This is a genomic window from Enterococcus sp. 9E7_DIV0242, from assembly GCF_002140975.2.
In the GTDB taxonomy this organism is placed as follows: domain Bacteria; phylum Bacillota; class Bacilli; order Lactobacillales; family Enterococcaceae; genus Enterococcus_L; species Enterococcus_L clewellii.
In genome coordinates this window covers 2280829-2304454 of record NZ_CP147247.1, presented here as the reverse complement: position 1 = coordinate 2304454, position 23626 = coordinate 2280829, and the positions used below count along the sequence as shown (strand labels likewise).

Below are 23626 nucleotides of genomic sequence, written 5' to 3'. Positions count from 1 at the left end.
ATAGATGATTCTTTTAGAGTGTTATGATGTTGGAGGCGACTCCGAGTCTAGCTCGCGCCGTGTCCGCTGGTTTCCAGCGGACAGGCACTCATCATATAAGGTGTTTTTTTATACATAGAAGGCAATTTAGACAGGAAATATGATCTTTAAGAATGAAACTGCAATACATTTTCTTATCTAACAGGTAGGCTTTCAACATTGCGGGAACAGAAATATTTTTTATTCTAAGGAGGCTGATTCAGTCTTTTTTTTATTTTGGATAGATATGAGCAGTCATGGGTAGGAAAAAATCCTTGATAGATAAATCACGGAGCTGATTTGTGTATAGACAGTAGATATTTCGGGACAATTTCCTTGTGGATACTCGCTCGGACAGTAGTTGGAAGCCAATGATTGTGTTGTACTATTTTCTCAATATGAAAAGAAAAAAATGAAAAAATTGAGAATTATTTGCCGAAAATAATATGGACGTTGAGATAGTCATGAAATATAATATTGGTATGTGTATTTATTTGATAAAAATGTCGGAGTAATAGAAAGTAGTCTACTACCATAACAAGTGGTCGACTCAGCAAATTGGGTTTTTCGTGCAACGATGGAAATCATCGAATACGAATGATTAAGCTGTTGCTGTTTCACAACTACGGCACGATGGATAGTTAAAAAATGAAAAAGAAAATAAATGTGAACTGGGTTGGGAAACAACAGGAGGAGTACAATGAAGAAATACAGCAAATGGCTACTGATTTTACCTTTACTAGTATTTAGTGGGTGTCAGCAGGAAAACAAAGAGAAAGAAACAGAGAAATTATCAGAAGCTGAATCTGCTTTTGTCTGGCAAACTGATCAAGAAAAAAAATTCGGTGGACATGATTATACGGTTTCAAGCGATGAGCTTGAGAGCGAGCTAAGCGATCGATTTAACATTGAATTACCTGCTTCCTATTTCGAATTTGAAGAAGCTTATCAAGAGGGATTCTCTATTGAAGGTGTGACAAAGACAGAGAACGAATATCAAATTACTGGTTCTGATTATGAGTTAATGGTTTCTAGGGAAACAGGATTTGCTAAGGAAGAAGAGCTAGTTTCATTGGGAACAGTGAAGGCTACTTATGAGTATATGTCTAATGCAAAGCAAGTGAAACTAGCTAGTCAGCAGCTGGAAATCCTTAATTGGGTAGGCGACGATCAATTTCATGGCAAATCCTTAGAGGATACGCTGAAGAAGCTTGGTGAGATTCTAAAATTGGACGATGTGGATCAATTGGTAACTGATTTTAAAGAAAAAATAGCGGATGAGGAGGCTATTAAGGGAGAACTGATTACAGTCTATGCAGATAAAGAGGATGCACGAATTAAAAAGACTTTAACAGTTCAATACACGGACAAGGGTGTCGTAGAAGGAATCTACGCGAATGTAAGTGACAATCAAAAATAAATAATATAGAGCGAAAAGAGGAAGACGGCCATTAAGGGAGTGTCTTCCTCTTTTGCGCAATTAGAGCCCGATTTCCTCTAAAATCAAGAATAAGGTAATTCGATTACTTAGCTTGGATCTGCGTGTGATTGCTAGTGTGCTGCATATGCATTCTTCTTTTAGGCAGTCCCCACAAGATCCTGTTCTCACACAAGGTGTCTGCTTTAGCTCAAGGCGGAAAGCATTTTTTGGTGCACTAACATTTCTGACCATGGAGATAGTGGTTTCCAAGTCTCCATAAATCTTATTGATTCCTACAAAAGCAAAAACCTTATCGGGTCCGTATGTCAGTGCAGCGACTCGATTGCCTACACTATCCATATTGACCAAGATGCCATTATCTGTCAGCCCGTTAATGCTAGTCAGATACACATCAGAAAGCAAGGATTGTTTCATCAGCTGATGGCGTTCAGTGATATCAGCGGCCAGCTCTCGATTGATAATCCGCTGATTCCTATCGTATAAAGCGTCAATAAGGCCCGATTTTTCCAGGGTGACAGAGCCGCCAAAGGCAACAACCGCCTGCTTGTCGATTAGGAGTAAGGCCTCTTCCTTTGCTTCTTCAAGTGTTTCACAGATGATCGTATTAAAATTTCGCTGTATCAGTTTCTTTTTGACTTTTTCGGCTAGTGTGGTGTGATAATTCTTTAGATAACTCTCCATATAGGTGTCCCCTTTTGTTGTATAGTAAGAATGAAATCGTTTTTCTATTTTTAAAGATATGAACACTTCCATACTACCATAAAAATGCGGTGAAAAGAATTGACGATAATCATGTTGTCTTGACAGTTTCAACTGCCATTTGACGGCTTCTTTTGCTATAATGAAGGTTATGAAATATTGCGCATCAATAAACAAGCAAAAGAACTGATTTTTTGTTAGAATCAGGAAGAATAAAAGATTGAGGGAGTAAGAAATGGAACCAATAATCGAACTTAAAAATATATGTTTCAATTATCAGCCGGAAGATGCTTCTCCTGCTTTGGATGATGTATCCTTTAGCATTGAACGAGGGGAATGGATCGCGATCATTGGCCATAATGGGTCGGGAAAATCAACATTAGCAAAAACAATCAACGGCTTACTGTTACCAGCTTCTGGAAGCATTTCTGTCGGAGGAAATCTATTGGATGAAGAAAATGTTTGGGATATCCGTCGCATGGTCGGAATGGTGTTTCAAAATCCCGACAATCAATTTGTTGGTTCAACGGTAGAGGATGACGTGGCTTTTGGTCTTGAAAATCAAGGAATTCCTCGAGATGAAATGGTTGCACGTGTCTATGATGCACTGAAGCAAGTCCGGATGGACAGCTTTGCCGAGCGGGAGCCGGCTCGGCTTTCCGGAGGGCAAAAGCAACGTGTGGCGATCGCTGGTGTTGTAGCGTTACGTCCGGATATTATCATTCTTGATGAAGCAACGAGTATGCTTGATCCGGAAGGTCGCGAAGAAGTAATTGCGACGATTCAAAAAATCAAGGCAGAAAATAATCTAACAGTGATTTCAATTACACATGATATTGATGAGGCGGCGAATGCGAACCGCATTTTAGTAATGAGGCAAGGGAAATTGATCGATGAAGGGACACCGGAGAAAATCTTTTCTGCAGGAACCGATTTGATCGGTATGGGGTTAGATCTTCCTTTCCCGGAAAAATTAAAAATCGCTCTTGAGGAACGTGGGATGGCTGTACCAAAAGAGTATCTGACTGAAGAAAGTATGGTGGAATGGTTATGGACATCCGTTTTGAACAAGTAGATTTTACGTATCAGCCGAATACGCCTTTTGAACAGCGAGCACTGTTTGATATTGATCTGCTGATCAAGGATGGTTCCTATTCAGCAATCGTCGGTCATACAGGAAGCGGCAAGTCTACGCTACTGCAACATTTGAATGCCTTGGTCAAGCCGACCAAAGGGACTGTGTCAATTGGTGATCGAGTGATCACACCTGAAACTGATAATAAAAATTTGAAGCCATTACGGAAAAAGGTGGGAATTGTGTTCCAATTTCCTGAGGCACAGCTTTTTGAAGAGACGGTAGCCAAGGATATTGCCTTTGGCCCGCAGAATTTTGGGGCTTCAGCTGATGAAGGACGGAAACTGGCAGAGGAAATGCTGAAGCTCGTTGGTCTGGATGAAAGCTATCTTGAACGTTCCCCCTTTGAGCTTTCTGGCGGTCAGATGCGTCGTGTGGCAATTGCAGGAGTTTTGGCAATGGAGCCGGAAGTGCTTGTGTTGGATGAACCAACAGCTGGACTTGATCCTCAAGGACGTAAAGAGATGATGGAGATGTTCTGGCAGCTCCACAAAGAAAGAGGAATGACTATTGTGTTGGTTACGCATTTAATGGATGATGTAGCAAACTACGCGGATCAGGTTTTTGTTCTTGAAAAAGGCCATGTAGTAAAGACTGGAAAGCCCAATGAGGTATTTCAGGATACACAGTGGCTGAAAGACAGACAGTTAGGTGTTCCTACTGCTGCAGAATTCGCGGAGCGATTAGCAGCGAAGGGGTTTGTAATGTCGGAACTACCATTAACTGCCAATCAACTGGCTGATTTGATTTTATCTAAAAAGGCTGGTGAAGAAGCATGATGAATAAGCTGATTTTTGGTCGATATATCCCAGGAGATTCATTTATTCATAAGATGGACCCACGAGCAAAATTACTTGCCAGCTTCTATTTTATTGCCATTATTTTTCTAGCAAACAATTGGCTGACCTTTGCAATTTTCGGTGCATTTACATTAGGTGCTATTGCTGTCTCTAAAATTAATCTGCGTTTTTTCATTCGTGGGATTCGTCCGCTTTTGTGGTTGATCCTGTTCACTGTTGCTTTGCAGATGTTGTTTACACAAGGGGGGGCCGTCTATTTTCAATGGTGGATATTCTCTGTTACTGAGTTTGGCGTAGTCAATGGATTGTTCATCTTCTGTCGGTTTGTACTGATTATCTTCATGTCAACCTTGCTGACGCTGACAACACCACCATTGGCTTTATCCGATGCAATTGAGTATTTATTGCGCCCTTTTAAAGTCGTGAAGCTTCCTGTTCACGAAATTTCATTGATGCTATCAATTGCTCTTCGTTTTGTGCCAACGCTAATGGACGAAACGGAGAAAATCATGAATGCGCAACGCGCCAGAGGGGTCGATTTTGGTGAAGGAAATTTGATTCAAAAGATGAAAGCAGTGATTCCGCTATTGATCCCGCTATTTGTTAGTAGCTTTAATAGGGCGGAGGATTTGGCAACAGCAATGGAGGCCAGAGGATATCAAGGGGGCGAAGGCCGGACCAAATACCGGATTCTGCATTGGGAAAAAGGAGATACGGCTGTCATGATCGTGTTTGCCTTATTGACGGTTGTTCTGGTATTAGTAAGAAGTTAGAGATAGGAAAAGGTGAAATTGTATGCCTCGATATAAAGCAGTGATTGCTTATGATGGAACAAACTTTAATGGCTTTCAAGCGCAGCCAAATGGTCGAACGGTTCAAGAAGAGCTGGAGAAGACGCTAAAGAAAATGAATAATGGCCGAACTATACAAATTTTTGGTTCTGGTCGAACAGATGCTGGTGTCCATGCTGAAGGACAAGTCATTCACTTTGATTATCCGGAGGACAGACCATTAGAGAGAATCCGCTATGCATTAGATACGCAAACACCGGAAGATATCAGTGTCAAACAAGTGGAGAAGGTTGCGGAGGACTTTCATTCGCGCTATCATGTGACTGAAAAAACGTATCAATTTCGAGTGGATATTGGTAAACCAAGAAGTCCGTTTCGCCGTTTCTATGCTAGCTACTATCCATACCCATTGGATTTAGATAAGATTCGTCGCGCATTGCCTGATTTACTTGGGACACATGATTTTACATCGTTCTGTGCTTCTGGCAGTAGCGTGGAGGATAAGGTCCGTACTATCCATGAAGCGAAGCTGGAGGTCAATGCGCAAGGTGATGAGCTGCTCTTTACGTTTAGAGGAGACGGCTTCTTATACAAAATGATTCGTATATTGGTTGGCACTTTACTGAAGATTGGTAATGGTCGAATGGATGAAACCTCGATTCCCGCTATCTTAGCTGCCAAGGATCGAAATTTGGCTGGACCAACAGCTCATCCAGAAGGGCTCTATTTGGTTGAAGTAACCTATGAATAAACAGTAGTCTATGTAAAATAAAAGTGGGCTGAAGCAACGTTATGCTTGTTTGATGTGGCATGCTCTCTGATTATAAAAACACTCGGTGTACGAGCCTCTAATTAATGAGGAAAGTACACCGAGTGTTTTTGCATGTCGAAAATTTCAGATTTTCAAGCACTTTAGTCGAGGACAGTGTTCTTTTCTTTAAACAACTTGTTCAGTCGAACATAAAGGGCTGCCAGTTCTTCGTCTCCATAAGATAAATCCATAAAATAAAGAGGCAGATCTGGATATGTTTTTAGTGGTAGCAAAGATGAACTGATGACTAAATCATAACTGTGTGTGTGTTCATCTATGTATGGATGCGCTTCGACAAATCCTAGCCGATTCAAAAATTGATAGAGGTTTCTGACGAGTAAAAATTCATGTTCGAAAGCAATACCAACCTTCAGATTATCTGTGTGCTCGATTTGATCTAGATAGGGAAGCAAGACATTTTTTAAGGACAAAATTAAGTTTGATTGTACTTGTGTCAGATAAGGATAAGTGTGGTGGTCCCAGTATTGGATAAGAAAGTTTCGTATTTTTTTCTCAAGATAAAGATCCATCTGCTGCTGATTTTTCTCTGGCAAAGCAACAAGTCCCTGAAGACTTGGGAATGGTTGTCGAATCACATGAAAAACAAAAAAGACATTGAACAGGTTTCCTCTCAAAAGCGGTTGGTCTAATAGCGCAGGTGCTTTATAGAAAACTTCCTTTTGCATATAGGTGATAAATGTCTCAACGAACTGTTGGATACTGTTCTCTCGTTTAAGAAAGTCAGTAAGCGTCTGTTGTAGAGACGGATCACTTTCAAGTGTATAGAATGGTGCATAATGTGCTAGGAAGAAAATAAAGCTGCTTTCTGCTTTATGATGCTCTGCTGAGAGAGCCTTAACCGGTCCCAATACTCTATTTAAACGTTTGAAATCATAATAAGGATTATCCTTCATCAAAAAATCATAGTTTGGATCATAGGAAACAAAGGATTTTTTTCTTATACGAGACAAGAAAATGGCAGCGAAATAGGAAAGTTCCTGAGCGCCTAAATAAGTTTTAGAGGAAGGAAAGTATTCAGAAAAAGCTTCGACTAAATCAACAGCTTCAGACCGTCGCACATTTTTGAACGGCCAACTAAGCCCTCTTGTCCCGAGCCAAAGGCTATTGAACAAAGCAACTCGAACAATTCTTTCATCGCCGACAAGATTAGCTTCACGATAGCTGAAGCGTAAGTTAAAGCGTTTTACATGCTTTTTTAGAGGCCCCATTTTTCTGGCTACAGTTGATTGACTGACATAATGTCTACTGCAAAAGTCTTCAATCGATGGCTGATCATGATTCAAAAGATAGAGAATAAACATAAAAGGGATTGATTTTTTTAATAATAAATACCGATACTCATCAATACTGACTGTCAAAGACGCGGTATTGATCTTACCGGCTTTTTTTAATATAGATGGTTGCCGCTTTGAGTAGTCCATAATTTCCTGATTAATCTCAGCTAAAACGATCAACGCTTGCTGATAATTTAAATCAAATGTTGTTGCTAACTGAGAAATAGGAAGAGCTGTCTGCTTCAAGTGATATATTTTTTTATAGATAGTGAATTTGGCTAATGTGCTGCTATCCATCATTAGCTCTTCAAATAGCATCATTTACGGATATCCCTCCCACAGGTCATTGTACTGTAAATAGCCTAATATGCCCATTATAATACATAAAATTGATAAATATCGCTTTTTTTCTATAAAATAAATAAATAAAAAGAATTATCTGTGTAGAAACAGATAATTCTTTGGTGAATTCTATCTTATTTATAAGAAAATTGATTGGGTTGTAGCTTGCTCCAAACCAGTCCTAAAATAAAACCGATGAGAGCGGGAATAATCCAGCCCATGCCGATTGAAAAGAATGGTAGATAAACATCCGCAAATTCGATGATTGAAGTAGCAAATGCTGTATCCTTGATAAACGCAGGAGAGCTGTTCAACGCATCAATTAATGCGGCTAGAAGTGTCACATAGGTCGTCATGCGGTACACACCAGGATGATGTTTAAACAATGGACCGAAAATGACTAGTAGCATCAGTGTGATAGCTAAAGGATACAAAAACATCAATACCGGAATCGAAAATTGGATAATATTTGTTAACCCTACGTTAGCAAAGAGACAAGGTAGAACACTTGCCAAGATGGCGTAGAAAGAATAGCTGGCTTTTGGAAATAGTTCAGCAAAAGTCTCTGAGAAGGCAGTAATCAATCCAATGGCTGTTTTTAGACAAGCTACAATAATAATCAGGGCTAAAAGCAAGCTCCCCCAATTACCCAAATAGTGATTAGCAATCTGAGCTAATGCAACCCCACCATTGTCGCTTAATGGGAAAGTACCGATACTCATTGTCCCCATATAAGCTAGCAGCGTATAAATAATCCCCATCAAAACGATACTGACAGCCCCTGATTTAATCGTATCTTTTGCAATTGCATTGGGTTCTTCGACGCCCATTCCACGTATCGTTGTTACGATGATAATACCAAATGCCAGTGAGGCTAAGGCATCTAAGGTATTGTATCCTTCTGTAAATCCTTTGAAGAAAGGATTCAAACTATAGGCCTCGCCAACAGGTGCTGAAGCAACAGAACCTAAAGGCGTGATAAATGCCAGCAGCAATAGAATACCTAGCAATGTTAGAAAAACTGGATTTAAGAATTTCCCTACGTAATTTAAGATTTTCGTTGGTTTTCTAGAGAAAAACCATGCAGTAAGAAAAAACAACGCAGAAAACAATGCTAGAAAAAGCGGCTGTTGTTTCGTCTCGATAAAGGGTGCCAGTCCGATTTCAAAGGAAGTTGTTGCTAATCTGGGTAAAGCAAAAAATGGACCGATCGTCAGGTATAACAAAGAAGTAAAAATAATAGCATAGGATCGATTTACACGTTTGGCTAAGTCAAAAACGCCATTACTTTTGGAAATACCGATAGCAATGACACCAAGAAAAGGCAGCCCGATTCCTGTAATTAGAAAGCCGAGATTGGCAGAAAAAATAGCACTGCCTGCTTCCTGTCCCATATGCACAGGGAAGATAAGATTTCCGGCACCGAAAAACAAGCCGAATAGCATGGAACCTACATAAAGATATTCCCGCCAAGATAATTTTTTATTCAATAATAAGCGCTCCTTTAAAAAGTTATAGAACCCTTGCTAAATAAGAAAAACGAACAGCAATTTCTTCGACCACAATACAAGCCGAAGATATTTTTCGCGTAATGAACTATTTAAGAGGGATCATATAGATGAAATTGTGAGGTGAATCAGAGATTCGCACTCGTTGCATCACCTTTATAAAAATAACAGAGTTAAAAGGGACAGGCAAGCAAGAAAATCATATACATGAATTTTTCTTGTTTGCCTGTCCCTTAATAGAGGTAATCATGTTTCTAATTATTCAGGATGTAAGCAAAAAAATAGTCATCGCAATAGGTACCATCCATATAAAATTCATCCTTCAGATGTCCTTCTTGTACAAAGCCATTTTTCTTGTAGAAAGCTATCGCGGCTGTATTTGTTCCCATGACTCTTAAGGATAGCTTATGAATGCCATAATCTGGTGCAACGCTCTTCAAATGGGCAAGTAATCGTCTGCCGGCACCGAAGGATTGGTAGTCAGGATGAACCCCAATACCAAGCATCCACTGGTGTCGGTGTGAAGGCAAGGGCGTCGGATGATGAACATCGACAAAGCCGATGACCGTCTCATTCAACACAGCAACAAACACTTGTTTTTCGCTCATTCGTGCACGATAGTCTGTCACATCAGTATAATGATGGACGATCGGTGAATTCTCTGTTGTCCAAATCAGATTCTCAATCGCCATTAGTGCGGGATAGTCCGATTCTTGAACCTCTCTTATCTGAATAGTAGTTGTCACACGGATTCCTCCTTAAAGCGCTCCGTTAATTTATTTTTATGAGACACTAGAATATCTTCTAATTGAATCTCGTATTTATCAGCGAGAATAAAAATATTATCCAACACATCACCCAACTCCTCCGTTAATTGCTGCTTCAATAATTCCGGAGATTTTGGCTGTTCGTCTGGTCTGTCCCGACCGATTTCCAACGCTCGTACGGCTTGAGCAACCTCGCCAGTTTCTTCGGAAAGAAAGCTGACACGAACAAAGGGATCGAGAGCATACCAGCCGCGTTTTTTATAAAAGGTACTGATCCATTTTTGGTATTCTTGTATATCCATTTTTAGGCCTCCTTTTTCTTTTCCTATCATATCATAAGTTCTTCTGGAAGAAATGAATAAGACAGATAAAAAAATAACTGCTATAATCGAAGAGAATGAACGCGCGGGGGGAGAACGGATAATGGTAACTTTTTATTTTGTACGACACGGAAAAACAGAATTAAATGTATTAAATTGTTTTCAAGGAAGCGGCATCGATTCACCATTGCTACCGGAAGGAATCGAACAGGCAGGGCAACTGGGTCGACATTTATCGCAAGTTGCTTTTGAAGCAGTCGCTGTTAGCACTCAAAAACGAGCGATGGATACAGCCACATTTATTTTAGCAGAAAATCTGCATTTGGATGGACTATCTGTCAGTTATCATGATGGATTGAGAGAAATTGGGTTTGGAGAGAAAGAAGGAATCGTTGTAGATTTGGATAATGAACAGACGCAGCTGTTGCGTACGCGACCTGATTTGTATGACCCAACTGAATTTTCCGGAGAAACGTATGATGAGCTGGTGGCACGGTCAATTCCGGTGATCGATCGTCTGGCCGAGGAACATCCGAAGGGCAACGTATTAGTTGTTGCTCATGGGGTGCTGTTGATTGTCTTGATCAACTATCTGACAGGAAAAGAGAAGAAGGATTGGCGCCAAAACAGTCCGCTTGAAAATACGAGTTTAACTGTTTTGAACAAACACGCAGACAGTTGGGAGCTTGAACGATTTAATGATATTTCTTATCAATAATCGAAGATTAAGACATTTCATTCATTAAGGAGTGAGATGTCTTAATTATCTATAGAAGATCTGGACGGAGGAAGCTTGATGAAACGAATCGCTGTTTATTGTGGTGCGAGTATGGGGAATAGTCCTGTATATCAGGAATTGGCGAAACAACTGGGAGAGTGGTTGATTTCTCAGAAAATTGGTTTAGTGTATGGTGGTGGTGATGTTGGTTTGATGGGGCATATTGCTGATACAGTTTTAGCCGCAGAAGGGGAAGTTATTGGTGTGATGCCCACTTTTCTTGTAGAGAGAGAAATCGCTCATCCAAAGCTGACGGAGCTGATTATTGTGAATGACATGCACGAGCGGAAAAAGAAAATGATGAATTTAGCTGACGCCTATATTGCTTTACCGGGTGGACCAGGAACATTGGAAGAGATAGTAGAAGCCATCTCATGGGCGCGTGTCGGTGAGCATGGAAATCCGTGTGTTCTTTTGAGTGTCAATGGGTATTATGAGCTGTTGGCGGCATTTTTCGATAAAATGGTGACTGAAGGATTCTTAACGCAAGAGGATCGGGAAAGAATATTGATTACTGAATCATTGGAAGAAATGAAGGGATTTTTTGATAATCACACAGTAGCAGAAATCAGAAAATACGAGAAATAATTTTTTTAAACGCGTAATTCTTAGTTTTGCAACAAGTAAAAAATTATAAAAAGGAAAAGAAGATGCTCACCCGAGAGCATCTTCTTTTCCTTTTTATAGCTATTCTTTTGATAGAATCCGCTTAAGAAATTCTTTTGTCCGTTCTTCTTTTGGATGAACGAAAATATCTTCAGCAGTTCCTTCCTCTGCAATGACACCTTTATCCATGAAAATGACACGATCAGAGACTTCACGGGCAAATTCCATTTCGTGTGTCACGATCATCATCGTCAGCCCGGTATGGGCCAGACTCTTCATTGTCTTTAACACTTCTCCTACCATTTCAGGGTCAAGTGCAGAGGTCGGTTCATCAAATAAAAGAACATCAGGGTTCATAGACAGCGCGCGGGCGATTGCCACACGTTGTTTTTGTCCGCCGGAAAGCTGGGCCGGTTTTGCCTGTACGAAACGAGCCATACCGACTTTTTCCAGATTTTCCAACGCTGTTTTTTCTGCTTCGCTTTTGGAGCGCTTCAGGACGGTTATCTGCCCTGTTGTACAGTTATCTAAAACATTTAAGTTGTTGAACAAATTGAATTGTTGGAACACCATGCCAAGGTGTGTCCGGTATTTCGGTAAATCATAGCCAGGCTCTAAAACGTTTTGATCCTGATAGATGATTTTCCCGGCAGTTGGTTTTTCCAAAAGGTTGATGCAACGAAGCATGGTCGATTTTCCCGAACCGGAAGATCCGATGATCGTCACGACTTCTCCTTTATGGACTGTTAAGTTGATATCTTTTAGCACTTCATTTTCACCGAAGTTCTTTTTTAAGTGTTCTACTTCAATAATCGAATTCATGAGCGGCCTCCTTATTTGTCTTCGCCTGTCGCAACAGCCTGCGTGGTTTCTTCAACTGGAATGTAGGCAGAAGGGCCGTCCATTCGTTTTTCAACCCAACGTAGAATACGTGTGATCGTAAAGGTCAACACAAAGTAAATCACGCAGATGATTGAGAAGGTCTGGAAGAACTGATAGTTTGCCCCAGCAGCTGAGTTCCCTTGGAAGAATAAATCTGAAACAGAAATAACACTCAGAACAGAGGTATCCTTGATGTTGATAACAAACTCATTCCCAGTTGCAGGCATGATATTTCTGATAACCTGTGGCAATACGACTTTTGTCATTGTCTGACTATGTGTCATCCCGATTGCTTGGGCAGCCTCAAATTGCCCCTTATCAACAGAGAAGATTCCTCCACGAACGATTTCAGACATGTAGGCACCTGTGTTGATTGATACAATGAAGAACGCAGCAGCCATTCGATTCAGATCAATGCTGAATGCCAGTGCGATCCCGTAGTAAATGACCATCGCTTGCACCATCATTGGGGTGCTGCGGAAAATCTCGATATAGGCAGATAACAGCCAGTTTGCGACTTTCTGGAAAGCACGTTTCCCTTTGTTTTCTGATTCAGGAATTGTACGAATCACACCAATCAACAGCCCGATCAATGTACCGATAATTGTACCAACTAATGCTAGAAGAAGGGTTGTTCCTGTACCGCGAAGGAACAAAATCCCATATTGATCCAAGATATTTTTGAAATCATTGAGAACCCCTGTTTTTACTTCTGCTTCATCGCCATCCGCAGTATTTTCAGCAGCTGGTTGATCAAGGATGGCTTTATCCATGATTTTGGTCCGCTCTTCCGGAGAAATACCGGCTAGAATGGTATTGATTTTTTCGAGGTTTGGGTCACCTTTTCGAACGCCAACAGCAATAGTTGTGTCCGCCGGATCGGTTTGAAAGCCATTCTCTTCACTAAATTCCACCATCTTAATATCTGGGTTAACTGTTTCAGCAGTCACACCTTCCGGTCGCTCGCTGACATAGCCATCGATCACGCCAGAGGCTAAAGCAGTCCGCATGGCACCGAAATCAGCTTGTGCTTGTTGCTTTTGTACATCTGGGATCTGATCGATCACACTGTAATGAAAGGTATTCAATTGACCGGTAATTTTTGCTCCTTTGAAATCATCAATGCTTGTCGCATTCGCATATTGGCTGTCTTTGCGTGTCACAATGACTAAGTTTGATTCATAATAAGCGTCAGAGAAATCAATCTCCTTTTTTCGTTCAGGAGTTGGAGACATTCCAGCAATAACTGCATCTATTTTTCCAGATTGGAGTGCCGGAGCAAGTCCATCCCACTTGGTTTTAACGATGACTAGGTTCTTATTCAACCCTTCAGCAACTTTTTTCGCTATTTGGACATCGTATCCACCAGCATAAGAATGATCGCCTGGAATCGGAACTGCATCATTGGCGTCGGTCGTCTGTGTCCAGTTAAATGGGGCATAACCAGCTTCCATCCCCACACGAAATTCTCCATTGGTATTGCCTTCAGCCTGACTGATCAGCGGTGCGCAGAATAGTCCTGCAAGCAACGTAATGAACAAGCTGAAAGATAAAAAACGTCTTTTCATATAACTCTCCCTTTCTCTGATAAAAGCAAAAAAACAACCATGCGCCAGCAGGTTGTTGAAATCAAAGGATCCCTCAACGAAAACATAGCGCAACTTAGCATTACTGCCAAGACAGTCCATCAGCTGTTCGCGTGATGTCCCAACATACAACAGAAAGGCTGCTATACATTTCGGCGATTGTTCCTAGGCTTGCTTCGACGTGTCCTTTCACTCCACAAGATTAATAAAAATCGCGACCTCTACCTCATATTGAGGTACTATTCAGTTGTTTTTCAAGTAGTAATTAGTCTACGTTATATAGCTCAAAATGTCAATCGTTTATTCAGAGGGATAATGCTTGGAAGATTTATTTATTAGTATACACTGAGTGTTTTTATAGAACCTGCTCATTGATATGAGGGAATTCAAAGATAAGCTGCTCATTTATTTTTGAAAGAATGTTCGTGTTTCATGAACAAAAATGTGAGTTTCTTCATGATTATTCTGCGTTTTTACTGTATGATAAGGGATATGAGACTGAGCAGTTCAATTGCTTGGAGTAGTAAGTGAAAAGTTGTAGTTATTTTGGGAACTACAAATAATTAAAGGAAAATGTGAGTAGAAATGACAAAATTAAATCCAGTATATCGTATTTTTTCTGTATTCTTTGGGACAACATTGACAGCGTTTGCTATTTTTTTGCTGCTAAAAAGCGGTTTTGGGACGGATACCTTGAGTGTCTTCCTAACAGGAATCCAACAACATGTATCTATAGAATTTGGGTATCTTAGTATGCTCTTCAATCTTTTAGTGATTATTTTAGCTTTTTTTATTCAAAGAGAATTGATGGGTGTCGGGACGATCATCAACGGTTTTGGTCTCGGGCTGATCTTGAATTTCTTTTTCTATATTTTAGGCGATTGGACGATGGGAGCACCCTTGTTTTGGGGACTACTTGGGGCCGTTTTGTATGGCATTGGCATCGGATTTTACGTATCTGCACAAATGGGTTCAGCAGCGATCGAGTGTTTGTCCTTTATGTTAGAAGCAAGAACGAAATTCAGCCTACGAACGGTTCGTATAGGTATTGATGCATCGTTTGTGATTTTGGGGTTATTGTTAGGAAGTAAAGACTTCCATATCGCTACATTCGTCTGTCTATTATTGACGGGACCAGTCGTGGAATGGATGCTGAAGCGCAGTATGAAATTGAATAAAAGAGAACCATCAAAATAATAAAATTGGATAGAGTCAAAAGAAGAGTCCTGAGCTAGGGGCTTTTCTTGTTTTCATGATATGATGCACTAGATAGTAGAAAGAGAATGAAGGGAGCTGCTGACAATGGTGACATTAAAAGAAAAAATCATTGCAGAAAGCAAACGTCTGGGTATTGATAAAATTGGTTTTGCTTCAGCGGAGCCCTTTGATCAGTTGCAGGAATCACTGGAAGAACAGAAAAATCGGGGCTATACCTCAGGCTTTGAGCATCCGGTGATCGAAGAGCGGCTCTATCCGGAGCGAACATTTGATAATCCTCAGACGATTATTGCGATTGCATTGGCCTATCCAACAAAGGCAAGAGAAAAAATACCACGAGATGAAAAAAGAGGGCAATTTGCCCGTGCGTCATGGGGGATCGACTACCATGATATTCTTCGCGAACGTTTAGAACGACTCATTGCGTTCATTCGAGCGCAGGCAGAATCGTTAGAAGAAGCGGAGAGCTGGCAGTTCAAACCGCAGGTGGATACTGGAGAGCTGATCGATGTTGCAGCGGCACAGCGTGCAGGACTAGGCTTTATTGGTAGAAATGGGCTATTGATAACAGAAGAGTTTGGCTCTTTTGTTTATTTAGGCGAAATCGTGACCAATATCTCGTTTGCACAAGATGAGCCCGTTCCTTTTGGCTGTGGTGAGTGTACACGTTGCATTACGGCTTGTCCAACGGATGCACTTTTGGGTGACGGACGTATGAACGCGAAACGATGTCTTTCTTACCAGACGCAGACAAAAGGCATGATGCCAACAGAGTATCGAAAGAAAATGGGTAGTGTGATTTATGGCTGTGATATTTGCCAACTAGTCTGTCCTTACAATAGAGGAAAGGATTTTCATTTTCACGAAGAAATGGAACCGGATATCGAAGAGGTTTACCCACGATTGCAGCCCATGCTTAGTCTATCGAATAAGGCATTTAAAAAGCAGTTTGGTCATCTCGCTGGATCTTGGCGTGGGAAAAAACCACTACAGCGTAATGCCTTGATTGCTTTAGCAAATCTTGGTGGTAGAGAAGCGTTACCCGATATTCTCGCTTGTACAGAAGATGTGCGGCCTGTGATTCGAGGGACTGCAGTCTGGGCAATCAGCAAGCTGGGGAATCGTGAGCCGGAAAAATGGCTGGGGATTCTTAAAATACTCCAACAAAAGGAGAAGGAAGAAGACGTCTTGTTGGAGCTTGAAGTGGCGATAGCAGTATTGACAAAAAGTGCTCTTAAGTAAAGAAGCAATGAAAAAACCAGAAGTCAGACAAGAAATCTGATTTCTGGTTTTTTTAGTGGTAGTTGGAACAACATTATTTGAAAATCGATTCTTCTGTCAAAGGTTCTTTATATCCGATATGGTCATTCCAAAGAGTTTGAAAAGTAGGAAAGGAAAAATTCTTTTTTAATTGTTGGAGACTGTTTATATCAAATAGTAATTCCGTTAGAAAATCGGTAACGATCAACACGTCTTTTTCGGATTGTTTTGAGAAAGAGAAAAGAAAGACATAACGAACCATCTTTTTCTGCCATAAAATAGGCTTTTTTAGTGAAAGAGCGGCTACTATGCTTGTATCTCCAACAGGTTCTAAAGGGTGAGGCAAAGCAATCTGATTCCCGTATTCGGTTGCTCCTAGCTGTTCACGTTGTAAGATAGAATGAAAATAGTGCTCTTGAGTGTCGCTATCAGCGATGTGGGCAACAAGGAATCGTAGAACCTCTTCTTTCGTAGATAAGTCGATATTTTCAAAAAATAGTTCTTCAGAAAAATAATCTGAAAATTTATTAGGAACCTCAGCCTGTTTTAATCGGCCAGAAATTGCTTGAATATCCTGTGCTTCTAAAAAATTGGATATTTGGATCACAGGTATAGGGAATTCAGTGTTTAATTCGATGGTGGAAAAAATATAATCAATGTCTGTCAATGTTCGTTTCTCCAATTCACTGGCCTCGATGATTTCGAGGCGAGCAATTTGATTGGCGAAGCGCTGCTGGATTTTGAATGCCAATAGCTGGGAAGTACCGCGACCGCTCGCGCAGACGATCAAAATATGGAATTTTCGTTCCGTTTTTTTTGTTTCAAGGGCCAATGCTAGATGTAATGCTAAAAAGCCTGTTTCATCCTCAGAGATTTGTGTGCCTAATTGTGATTCAATCAAATTACTTGAAAAAACCGCTAGCTCAAAAGCAAAGGGATAATTTTTTTTGATTTCAGTCAATAACGTGTTACGGCCAACAAGTCCATAAGTCGCTCGGGTGATCAAAGCGCAGAGATGAATCGTGAAATTGCTGTAGAACTGTAAATCTGTTGCAAGAGAAATGCCATAGGAGCTTTCCAGTGCAGCTGCTATTGTTTCAAAAAGCCGCTCAGCAGTTTCCCAGTCTGCAGAGTTTCGATCCAATGCTTGAATTGTCCGTTTACCGAGCAGGTGGATCGTCACGTAATAAATTTCTGTATAAGGAAAAATCAAGTGGAATTCCTGCTCGATTCTGGCAGCGATAGCTCCGGCAATGACAAATTCCTGATTGCGTTCAAGATGGTGGTACTGTCCTTGTTCCACATGGATCAAATCATCTGCTTTAATTCTCAGGACCGCGATAACCAAATGGATGACTAGGTTTTTTCTGGCCGTATCGGTCATTGCAATAGGTTGTTTCTCTAATTCTTGATCGACGATTGTGGAGATACGCAGAAAAATTTCTTTAGAAAAAATGGCATCCAAATGATTTTGTGCAGATGAATAGTTCTGCTGATGAAAGAAATATTCCGCCATACACAATCGAATGTCCTTCTCAGAGCCCTTCAGATAGTAGTGATGATCAAACACGAGCTGTAATGCATATTTTTCAAGCTGTTGTTTGACCTCTTTAATCAAAAGCGTGAAGGAAGAACGACTGATGAACAGTTCTTCACAGAAGAGATCCACCGTGTACTTTTTCTCGGAAAGCAAGAGGACTTTAAGCACATACTCTATGCGTTGCTGATTATTTTGTGGAATATCCTCTGTCGTATCAGATGTACGTTCTAGGAAGGTTGAGAATAACGCTTGATCATCAATATGAAGCTTGTAGCCTAAAACGGGTCGGGATAAAATGCGACAACCGTTCTTCTTCAACTCCTCTTCATGCTGCCGTAGATCTGTACGTAACGTTCGTGAAGAGATAGCCAACTTATTTGCTAATTCATTTCCATTTATATAGTCAGTTCTAATTGCTAAGAGCTGCAAAAGATCGATCATTCTTTTTTTCATAGGACACCTACTTGAAAAACATATTTTCTATTTCTTATGAATAGTATAAACTGACGATAATGGCTTTTCAATTTTTTCAAGATTCTTTCGAGCTAGACTATTTCCGCCAAATAACGGAAATAGTCTATGTTGAGTGGAGATAACATAAATTTTAAGATGGAGGGGAAGAAGATGAATATTTTAGTTTGTTGTTCGTCGGGTATGTCTTCAAGTATCCTCGTAAGAAAATTACGGGAGGAGGTAAAAAATAATCACCTGGAAGAGATCAGGGTTGGGGCCTGTTCGTTAGAAAATCTGGCATTATTTATCAAACAAACAGATTATATTTTGGTTTCCCCGCAGCTGAGCTTTCGAATGGAAACGATCCAAAGCTTGATAGGAGCGCGTGAAATCCCTATCTACGAGATTGCTAAGGAAGACTTCGGAGAGATGAACGCGAAAAAAATACTTCTCGATTTCATGCTATTTGTAAATTCAGAGGAGGAAAAAAGAATGGATAAAAGTAACGCAGGCAAATTTTCTGATAAGCTCCAAAGTGGTGTCGTTCGCTTTTCTAATAATTTGGTTATCAAGACGATCGCCAATGGGATGCTGCGAATACTGCCAATCACTATTATTGGTTCTATTGCAGTCATTTTATTGAACTTAGAGATTCCAGCTTGGAAAAACTTTTTGGAAAACTCGGGACTAAGCAGCATCATTGGACTTGGTTCAGCACTGACTACAGATATTATTACGATTTATGTTATTCTGGCGCTAGCCACTGAAATGGCGAACAATCTAAAAAAAGGCCAGCTGGAATCTATTATGTTTTCAATGATGAGCTTCTTTATGCTGACACCGATCGCCGTATTTGAGGTAGGGGACAGCACGACACGAGCCTTTGAATTATCTTTATTAGGGTCAAAAGGGATGTTTGTCGGTATGCTCGTGGCTCTGACTGTGCCATATCTTTATGCCAAACTGATCGATTTGAATCTAACGATCAAGCTACCGGAATCAGTACCGCCTATGATTTCACGAACCTTTTCTTCATTGATTCCCGGACTAATTATTGCTGTTGTGACGATTACGATCAGCGGGCTGTTTCAGGCAACAGCTTTTGGTAATATTCATAATTGTATTTATACCCTATTGCAAACGCCATTACAGGGCTTGGGTGCTTCTATCTTTACCATGTTGTTTATTGTATTCTTTGGTGAAATCCTTTGGTTTTTTGGTATTCATGGCAGTGGGGCACTAGGTGCAATCACCTCTACCTTGTATTTGCCTCCATCGATTGAAAATATCAATGCTTATGCAGACGGTATTGAGATGCCGAATATTTTGACTGAATCATTTCTGAATGTCTATAAAGGTCCCCGACATTTGGCTTTGGCGTTACTGCTTGTCATCGTTTGCCGCAGCATTCAATTAAAATCAGTTGGGAAAATTTCTGTCGTGCCGGGACTCTTTGGGATTAGTGAACCGATGAAATTCGGGATACCAATGGTGCTAAATCCGTTGATTTTCGTACCGATGACCTTGGCACCCGTTTTTTCAATTGGGATTGCTTATGTTGCGACGATCATTGGGTTTCTACCAAAAGTAGGAGTGACGCTTCCGTGGGCAATGCCGCCGATAGTTAGTGGAATATTAGCTGGAGGCTGGCAAGGAGCTTTCATCCAAATTATCCAGTTCATCGCAATCATTGCATTGTATTTGCCATTTTTAAAAGCTTTAGATAAGCAAAAAGTGACAGAAGAAAATGTGGTAGAGACAAAGCCGGAGGAGAAAGTTACAGTAGACGCAATATCTACAAAAGGAGTGGAAGCGGAGTGATAGAAGAACAGTTAAGAGAATTAAAGTCGCTTCACGAGGTAGTTTTGGAAGGAACGTTCAATTTTCGAGATATTGGCGGCTATAAAGGCGTGAATAATAAAAAAGTAAAAACCGGCTTGTTTTTTCGCTCGGACGATTTGTCACAGTTGACAGAGCATGACTGTCAACGATTAGTTGACATGGAACTGCGTACGATTTTTGACTATCGAAATCAGGTGGAGCGTCAACTTCGACCCAATAAAGAGGTTATGAATACCCAAACATTGAATTATTCGCCGAAAGCAGAAGTGGCAGTTGTCGCTTCCGCAGAAGCTAGTAGTGATCAGTCAAAGGTTGAAAAACTAAATAAGCTGGCAAAAACAGAACAAGGCAGAAAGATGCTGGTTGACCGTCAAATGGACATGAGTCAACAAATGAGAGACTTGGTTAGTTTGCCAGAATCCTTGATTGTCTATCGTGCTTTGGTTAATGTGCTGAGGCGAGAAGAACAGTTGCCGATGGTGCAGCATTGTCATGGTGGAAAGGATCGAACGGGCTGGGGCAGCGTGATTCTATTGATGATCTTTGGTGTTTCTGATGAAGATATCAAGCTGGATTATTTGCTGACAAGAGCAATGAATGGTGTGCGCAACCAACGAAGACTGAACGAGTATAAGCAGTATACAGAGGATCGATTTGTGTTGGATTATTTATATAGCTTGATGGATACGCGGATTCATTACCTAGAGAGTGGGTTTGACGAGATGTTCGCCGTATATGGGTCGAAAGAAAACTATTTAATAGAAGGTTTAGGATTAAGTAAAGAAGAAATTCAGCTTTTTCAACAAAAGTATATGCAGTAATTAGCAGAATCGAGAGAAACTTCCTATAAGGGGAAGCATCTTTCGATTCTTTTTCTATTTATTTAGTAGAAACTGGGCTAAATTTACCTGTCTTTTTCACGGAAAATTGCTGAAAATAGATTGAAAACAGCATAAATCTTGACTTTTTACATTACATTTTTGCGATAAACGGTCCTTTTCTTGAAAAAAAAGAATAAGTAACACAAGAAAAAGATTAAAAAAAACTAAGGAAACTATCATTTAGTCATTTTTTTATAAAAAATGTAAGTTTTTTGAAATTAGAAAACAACTATGAAAACTCACTAATAAAGGCTTTTCTAGCATATTTTTTTACAAAGTGTTACGAAAAATAAATCCTTGTAATGAATTGTCACGGTATATTTACCTATGAAATATGGAGGGATGATAAAGTATGGACAGTCTCAACGAGAGATAACAAAACATTTTTATGGAGGAATTAACTAAATGCGATCTATTAAAACAATTCTTGTAGGAACAATTTTAGCAGCAGGCTTTGGAATTTTTGCCGGAACAGCGGACGCACATGCAGACACTTTATATACAGTACAATCAGGAGATTCACTTTCTAAAATCTCACAACAATTCAGTGGAGACAATTCATTGATTGAAGCAATCGCTACTGACAATAACATTTCGAATGTCAATGTGATCTTTGCCGGACAACAATTAACAATCAGAACAAATGATGGTGTAGTTGTTGAAACAGCAGCTCCAGCGGTACAAGCAGAAGTACAAACACAACCAACAACAGAAACAGCTGCAGCACCTGTTGCAGTAGCTGAATCAACATATACAGGAACATCCTCTTCTGCCAAAGAATGGATTGCTCAAAAAGAATCAAGCGGTTCTTATTCAGCGACAAACGGCAGATATATCGGAAGATACCAATTAGATTCTTCATACCTGAATGGTGACTATTCAGAAGCCAATCAAGAACGTGTAGCCGATCAATACGTAGCACAACGCTATGGCTCATGGGAAGCAGCCCAAGCATTCTGGTTAGCTAATGGCTGGTATTAATCAAAAGCGAGTAAAATAGAATAAACGAATGTTTGGAACAACAGTCAGAGAGGATTCTGATTGTTGTTCCTTTTTTTGGGCTCATTGTCAAATTGGACTGATGAGTAGAAATAAGGAGGTTGGTTATTGAAAGAGAAAATCTTTTGATAACCAACTTCTTTGTTATGTCATTTTTATCAGATCGTTCATAAGAAAAATTCGTGTTTTCATATTTTGAAAGGATTTAAACCCATAAGAGACACGCTTTAGTGCTTTTATATGAGTATTCATTGCTTCTATTTTTCCATTCGAATAAGGATAAATCATGGCGTTTCGGATTCCTTCTTCATAGGTTAATAAGTTGGTGATTGATTGACGAAATACTTCATCTAATTCTTCTGGAAGGGTCCGTAGTTGTTCAAAGAATTGTTCATGATCTTTCCTTCGGAAAGCCTCGGTTAATTCATGAAATACTTGATACGTAAAACGCAGTGCCGGAGAAAACTCAAGGAGTCGATCAATCATCATGGCTTCTGTCAGATAAGGAAACTTAGGGGCTCTAAAGCTGCGCCAAGTTTTGTAGGTCGAATGATTAACATGGGCTCGATTTTTCAATAAAAAGCGCCAATTACTTTTTAATTTATTCGCTAAAGGATGTTTATTTTCCTGTCTCAATCGCGCAACCTCTTTGATACGAAAGGCATTAAAGGCCCGATTAAGGTGTTGAACAACATGAAATCGGTCAACGACCAACTTTGCTTGAGGGAATACACGGGGAATCAATTGAAAATAAGCGGCATTCATATCTGTGACTAGAAATTGTACCTTCTCCGGATTTGAACATTTTTGAAAGTAATGAACCAAATGGTTCAATTTTCTAGAAGGAAGAATATCAATCAGTTCACCTGTTTCTCCATCAGCACAAATAAAACTCATCTTATCTTCAATAGACGTATGAGAACGGAATTCATCAACCATTAAAACAGAAGGCAGATAGGTTCGTTTTCGTGTAGGAAGATAGGCTTCTGTTGTCTTAAGTACACGAATGACTGTCGTAATAGAGACATGGCACAGAGAGGCAATCAGGCGAAGAGATATCTTCTCTTTTAGTAGTGCAAGAATTTTAATCTGTAACTGTTTGGCAATAAAGCAATGTGGTGCAACGAAATAAGACTGAGCCGTCCAGTGGCGAGAACAGGAACGACAAAAGTAGCGTTGTTTCGCTAATTTCATGGCTAGGGGCAAGTATTGATAGGAATCAAAACGAATCATTGTCGCTTTTGTTCCATTTTTAACCACTGCTTGTTTCCCCGTGAGGGGAACTTTTGAAGAAGAGCAGTAGGGACAATGAGCCATACAGGGAGAAAGCTTGGCGTGAACGATAAGTGTCTGCGTTCCTTTGATTTTTTGTTCTGAGACTTCTGAAATAGTTAGGTTTTTGTCTATTATTCGTAGCATTTTTTTGATAGTATTAGTCATAGCATATCGTTCCTTCCGATTAGATTTGGTTGTGGTGACTTAATCCTATCAGAGAACGATATGTTTTTTTAGATAAAAATAAACATGGGACTGAAAAAAGTATTTCTACTTTCATCAGTCCCATTTATTATAGAGCCTTTTTTTGTTTTATTTGATGCAGAAATAGCACTAAAGGAACAGCGTAATTCAAATTAGTAGTGTTTATGAGGAAAAA

General features: G+C 40.1%; 21 protein-coding genes and 1 riboswitch. Of the genes, 12 read left to right on the top strand and 9 right to left on the bottom strand.

The features are described from left to right. Positions 1 to 718 precede the first annotated feature (718 nt). Complete coding sequence (locus A5888_RS10905; RefSeq protein ID WP_086349683.1) at positions 719 to 1438, top strand: hypothetical protein; 720 nt, start codon at positions 719 to 721, stop codon at positions 1436 to 1438. A gap of 60 nt (positions 1439 to 1498) precedes the next feature. Here the strand turns inward: A5888_RS10905 and A5888_RS10900 are convergent, their stop codons facing one another. Then, on the bottom strand, positions 1499 to 2140 hold the full coding sequence (locus tag A5888_RS10900; protein ID WP_086349871.1) for a lactate utilization protein: 642 nt from the start codon (positions 2138 to 2140) through the stop codon (positions 1499 to 1501). A gap of 253 nt (positions 2141 to 2393) precedes the next feature. Between A5888_RS10900 and A5888_RS10895 the strand changes: the two genes are divergently transcribed. The 4 genes from A5888_RS10895 to truA are packed head-to-tail and all read left to right on the top strand — an operon-like array spanning position 2394 to position 5635. Next, on the top strand, positions 2394 to 3233 hold the full coding sequence (locus tag A5888_RS10895; RefSeq protein WP_086349684.1) for an energy-coupling factor ABC transporter ATP-binding protein: 840 nt from the start codon (positions 2394 to 2396) through the stop codon (positions 3231 to 3233). Then, positions 3209 to 4072: an energy-coupling factor ABC transporter ATP-binding protein gene (locus tag A5888_RS10890; RefSeq protein ID WP_170924806.1), complete on the top strand. Its 864-nt coding sequence runs from the start codon at positions 3209 to 3211 to the stop codon at positions 4070 to 4072. The genes A5888_RS10895 and A5888_RS10890 overlap by 25 nt, the downstream gene beginning before the upstream one ends. Further along, the gene (locus tag A5888_RS10885) at positions 4069 to 4866 is read left to right on the top strand and encodes an energy-coupling factor transporter transmembrane component T family protein (protein ID WP_086349686.1); all 798 of its coding nucleotides are present in this window, start codon (positions 4069 to 4071) and stop codon (positions 4864 to 4866) included. Before A5888_RS10890 ends, A5888_RS10885 begins: the two co-directional genes overlap by 4 nt. Positions 4867 to 4888: 22 nt before the next feature. Continuing rightward, complete coding sequence (gene truA, locus A5888_RS10880; protein WP_086349687.1) at positions 4889 to 5635, top strand: tRNA pseudouridine(38-40) synthase TruA; 747 nt, start codon at positions 4889 to 4891, stop codon at positions 5633 to 5635. A gap of 161 nt (positions 5636 to 5796) precedes the next feature. Here the strand turns inward: truA and A5888_RS10875 are convergent, their stop codons facing one another. The 4 genes from A5888_RS10875 to A5888_RS10860 form a co-directional block, all read right to left on the bottom strand. Beyond that, positions 5797 to 7311: a helix-turn-helix domain-containing protein gene (locus A5888_RS10875; protein WP_249274500.1), complete on the bottom strand. Its 1515-nt coding sequence runs from the start codon at positions 7309 to 7311 to the stop codon at positions 5797 to 5799. Positions 7312 to 7466: 155 nt separating this feature from the next. Then, positions 7467 to 8822: a branched-chain amino acid transport system II carrier protein gene (gene brnQ / locus A5888_RS10870; protein WP_086349688.1), complete on the bottom strand. Its 1356-nt coding sequence runs from the start codon at positions 8820 to 8822 to the stop codon at positions 7467 to 7469. A 272-nt stretch (positions 8823 to 9094) separates the two neighbouring features. Further along, the gene (locus tag A5888_RS10865; RefSeq protein WP_086349689.1) at positions 9095 to 9586 is read right to left on the bottom strand and encodes a GNAT family N-acetyltransferase; all 492 of its coding nucleotides are present in this window, start codon (positions 9584 to 9586) and stop codon (positions 9095 to 9097) included. Continuing rightward, a complete protein-coding gene (locus tag A5888_RS10860; protein ID WP_086349690.1) occupies positions 9583 to 9909 on the bottom strand; it encodes a MazG nucleotide pyrophosphohydrolase domain-containing protein in 327 nt (108 codons plus the stop codon). Before A5888_RS10860 ends, A5888_RS10865 begins: the two co-directional genes overlap by 4 nt. Before the next feature lie 121 nt (positions 9910 to 10030). Here A5888_RS10860 and A5888_RS10855 point away from each other — a divergent pair, with 121 nt between their 5' ends. Next, positions 10031 to 10645 (top strand): histidine phosphatase family protein, encoded by a 615-nt coding sequence (locus A5888_RS10855; RefSeq protein ID WP_086349691.1) that lies wholly within the window; start codon positions 10031 to 10033, stop codon positions 10643 to 10645. 78 nt (positions 10646 to 10723) lie between these two features. After that, positions 10724 to 11293 carry a TIGR00730 family Rossman fold protein gene (locus A5888_RS10850; RefSeq protein WP_086349692.1) on the top strand — a complete coding sequence of 190 codons (570 nt, stop codon included), beginning with the start codon at positions 10724 to 10726 and terminating at the stop codon, positions 11291 to 11293. Between the two features lie 99 nt (positions 11294 to 11392). Here A5888_RS10850 and A5888_RS10845 read toward each other — a convergent pair whose 3' ends face one another. Next, entirely contained in the window at positions 11393 to 12133 is a 741-nt protein-coding gene (locus A5888_RS10845) for an amino acid ABC transporter ATP-binding protein (protein WP_086349693.1), read from the bottom strand. A gap of 11 nt (positions 12134 to 12144) precedes the next feature. Then, entirely contained in the window at positions 12145 to 13761 is a 1617-nt protein-coding gene (locus A5888_RS10840; RefSeq protein ID WP_086349873.1) for an ABC transporter permease subunit, read from the bottom strand. Positions 13762 to 13838: 77 nt separating this feature from the next. Beyond that, a riboswitch (Lysine riboswitch) is annotated at positions 13839 to 14011 on the bottom strand. Positions 14012 to 14364: 353 nt separating this feature from the next. Between A5888_RS10840 and A5888_RS10835 the strand changes: the two genes are divergently transcribed. Further along, positions 14365 to 14976, top strand: coding sequence for a YczE/YyaS/YitT family protein (locus A5888_RS10835; RefSeq protein WP_086349694.1), 612 nt, complete (start codon positions 14365 to 14367; stop codon positions 14974 to 14976). A gap of 108 nt (positions 14977 to 15084) precedes the next feature. Further along, positions 15085 to 16239: a tRNA epoxyqueuosine(34) reductase QueG gene (gene queG / locus A5888_RS10830; protein ID WP_170924826.1), complete on the top strand. Its 1155-nt coding sequence runs from the start codon at positions 15085 to 15087 to the stop codon at positions 16237 to 16239. Positions 16240 to 16312: 73 nt separating this feature from the next. Here the strand turns inward: queG and A5888_RS10825 are convergent, their stop codons facing one another. After that, entirely contained in the window at positions 16313 to 18250 is a 1938-nt protein-coding gene (locus A5888_RS10825; RefSeq protein WP_086349696.1) for a BglG family transcription antiterminator, read from the bottom strand. Between the two features lie 171 nt (positions 18251 to 18421). Here A5888_RS10825 and A5888_RS10820 point away from each other — a divergent pair, with 171 nt between their 5' ends. The 3 genes from A5888_RS10820 to A5888_RS10810 all read left to right on the top strand — a co-directional run bounded on the left by A5888_RS10820 (position 18422) and on the right by A5888_RS10810 (position 21954). Continuing rightward, positions 18422 to 20071, top strand: a complete 1650-nt coding sequence (locus A5888_RS10820; RefSeq protein ID WP_170924807.1) for a PTS transporter subunit EIIC — start codon at positions 18422 to 18424, stop codon at positions 20069 to 20071. Further along, on the top strand, positions 20068 to 20913 hold the full coding sequence (locus A5888_RS10815) for a tyrosine-protein phosphatase (RefSeq protein ID WP_339102068.1): 846 nt from the start codon (positions 20068 to 20070) through the stop codon (positions 20911 to 20913). Before A5888_RS10820 ends, A5888_RS10815 begins: the two co-directional genes overlap by 4 nt. Before the next feature lie 465 nt (positions 20914 to 21378). Continuing rightward, positions 21379 to 21954 carry a LysM peptidoglycan-binding domain-containing protein gene (locus tag A5888_RS10810; RefSeq protein WP_339102067.1) on the top strand — a complete coding sequence of 192 codons (576 nt, stop codon included), beginning with the start codon at positions 21379 to 21381 and terminating at the stop codon, positions 21952 to 21954. 162 nt (positions 21955 to 22116) lie between these two features. Here A5888_RS10810 and A5888_RS10805 read toward each other — a convergent pair whose 3' ends face one another. Next, positions 22117 to 23412, bottom strand: a complete 1296-nt coding sequence (locus tag A5888_RS10805; protein WP_339101632.1) for an ISL3 family transposase — start codon at positions 23410 to 23412, stop codon at positions 22117 to 22119. Between the last annotated feature and the right edge of the window lie 214 nt (positions 23413 to 23626).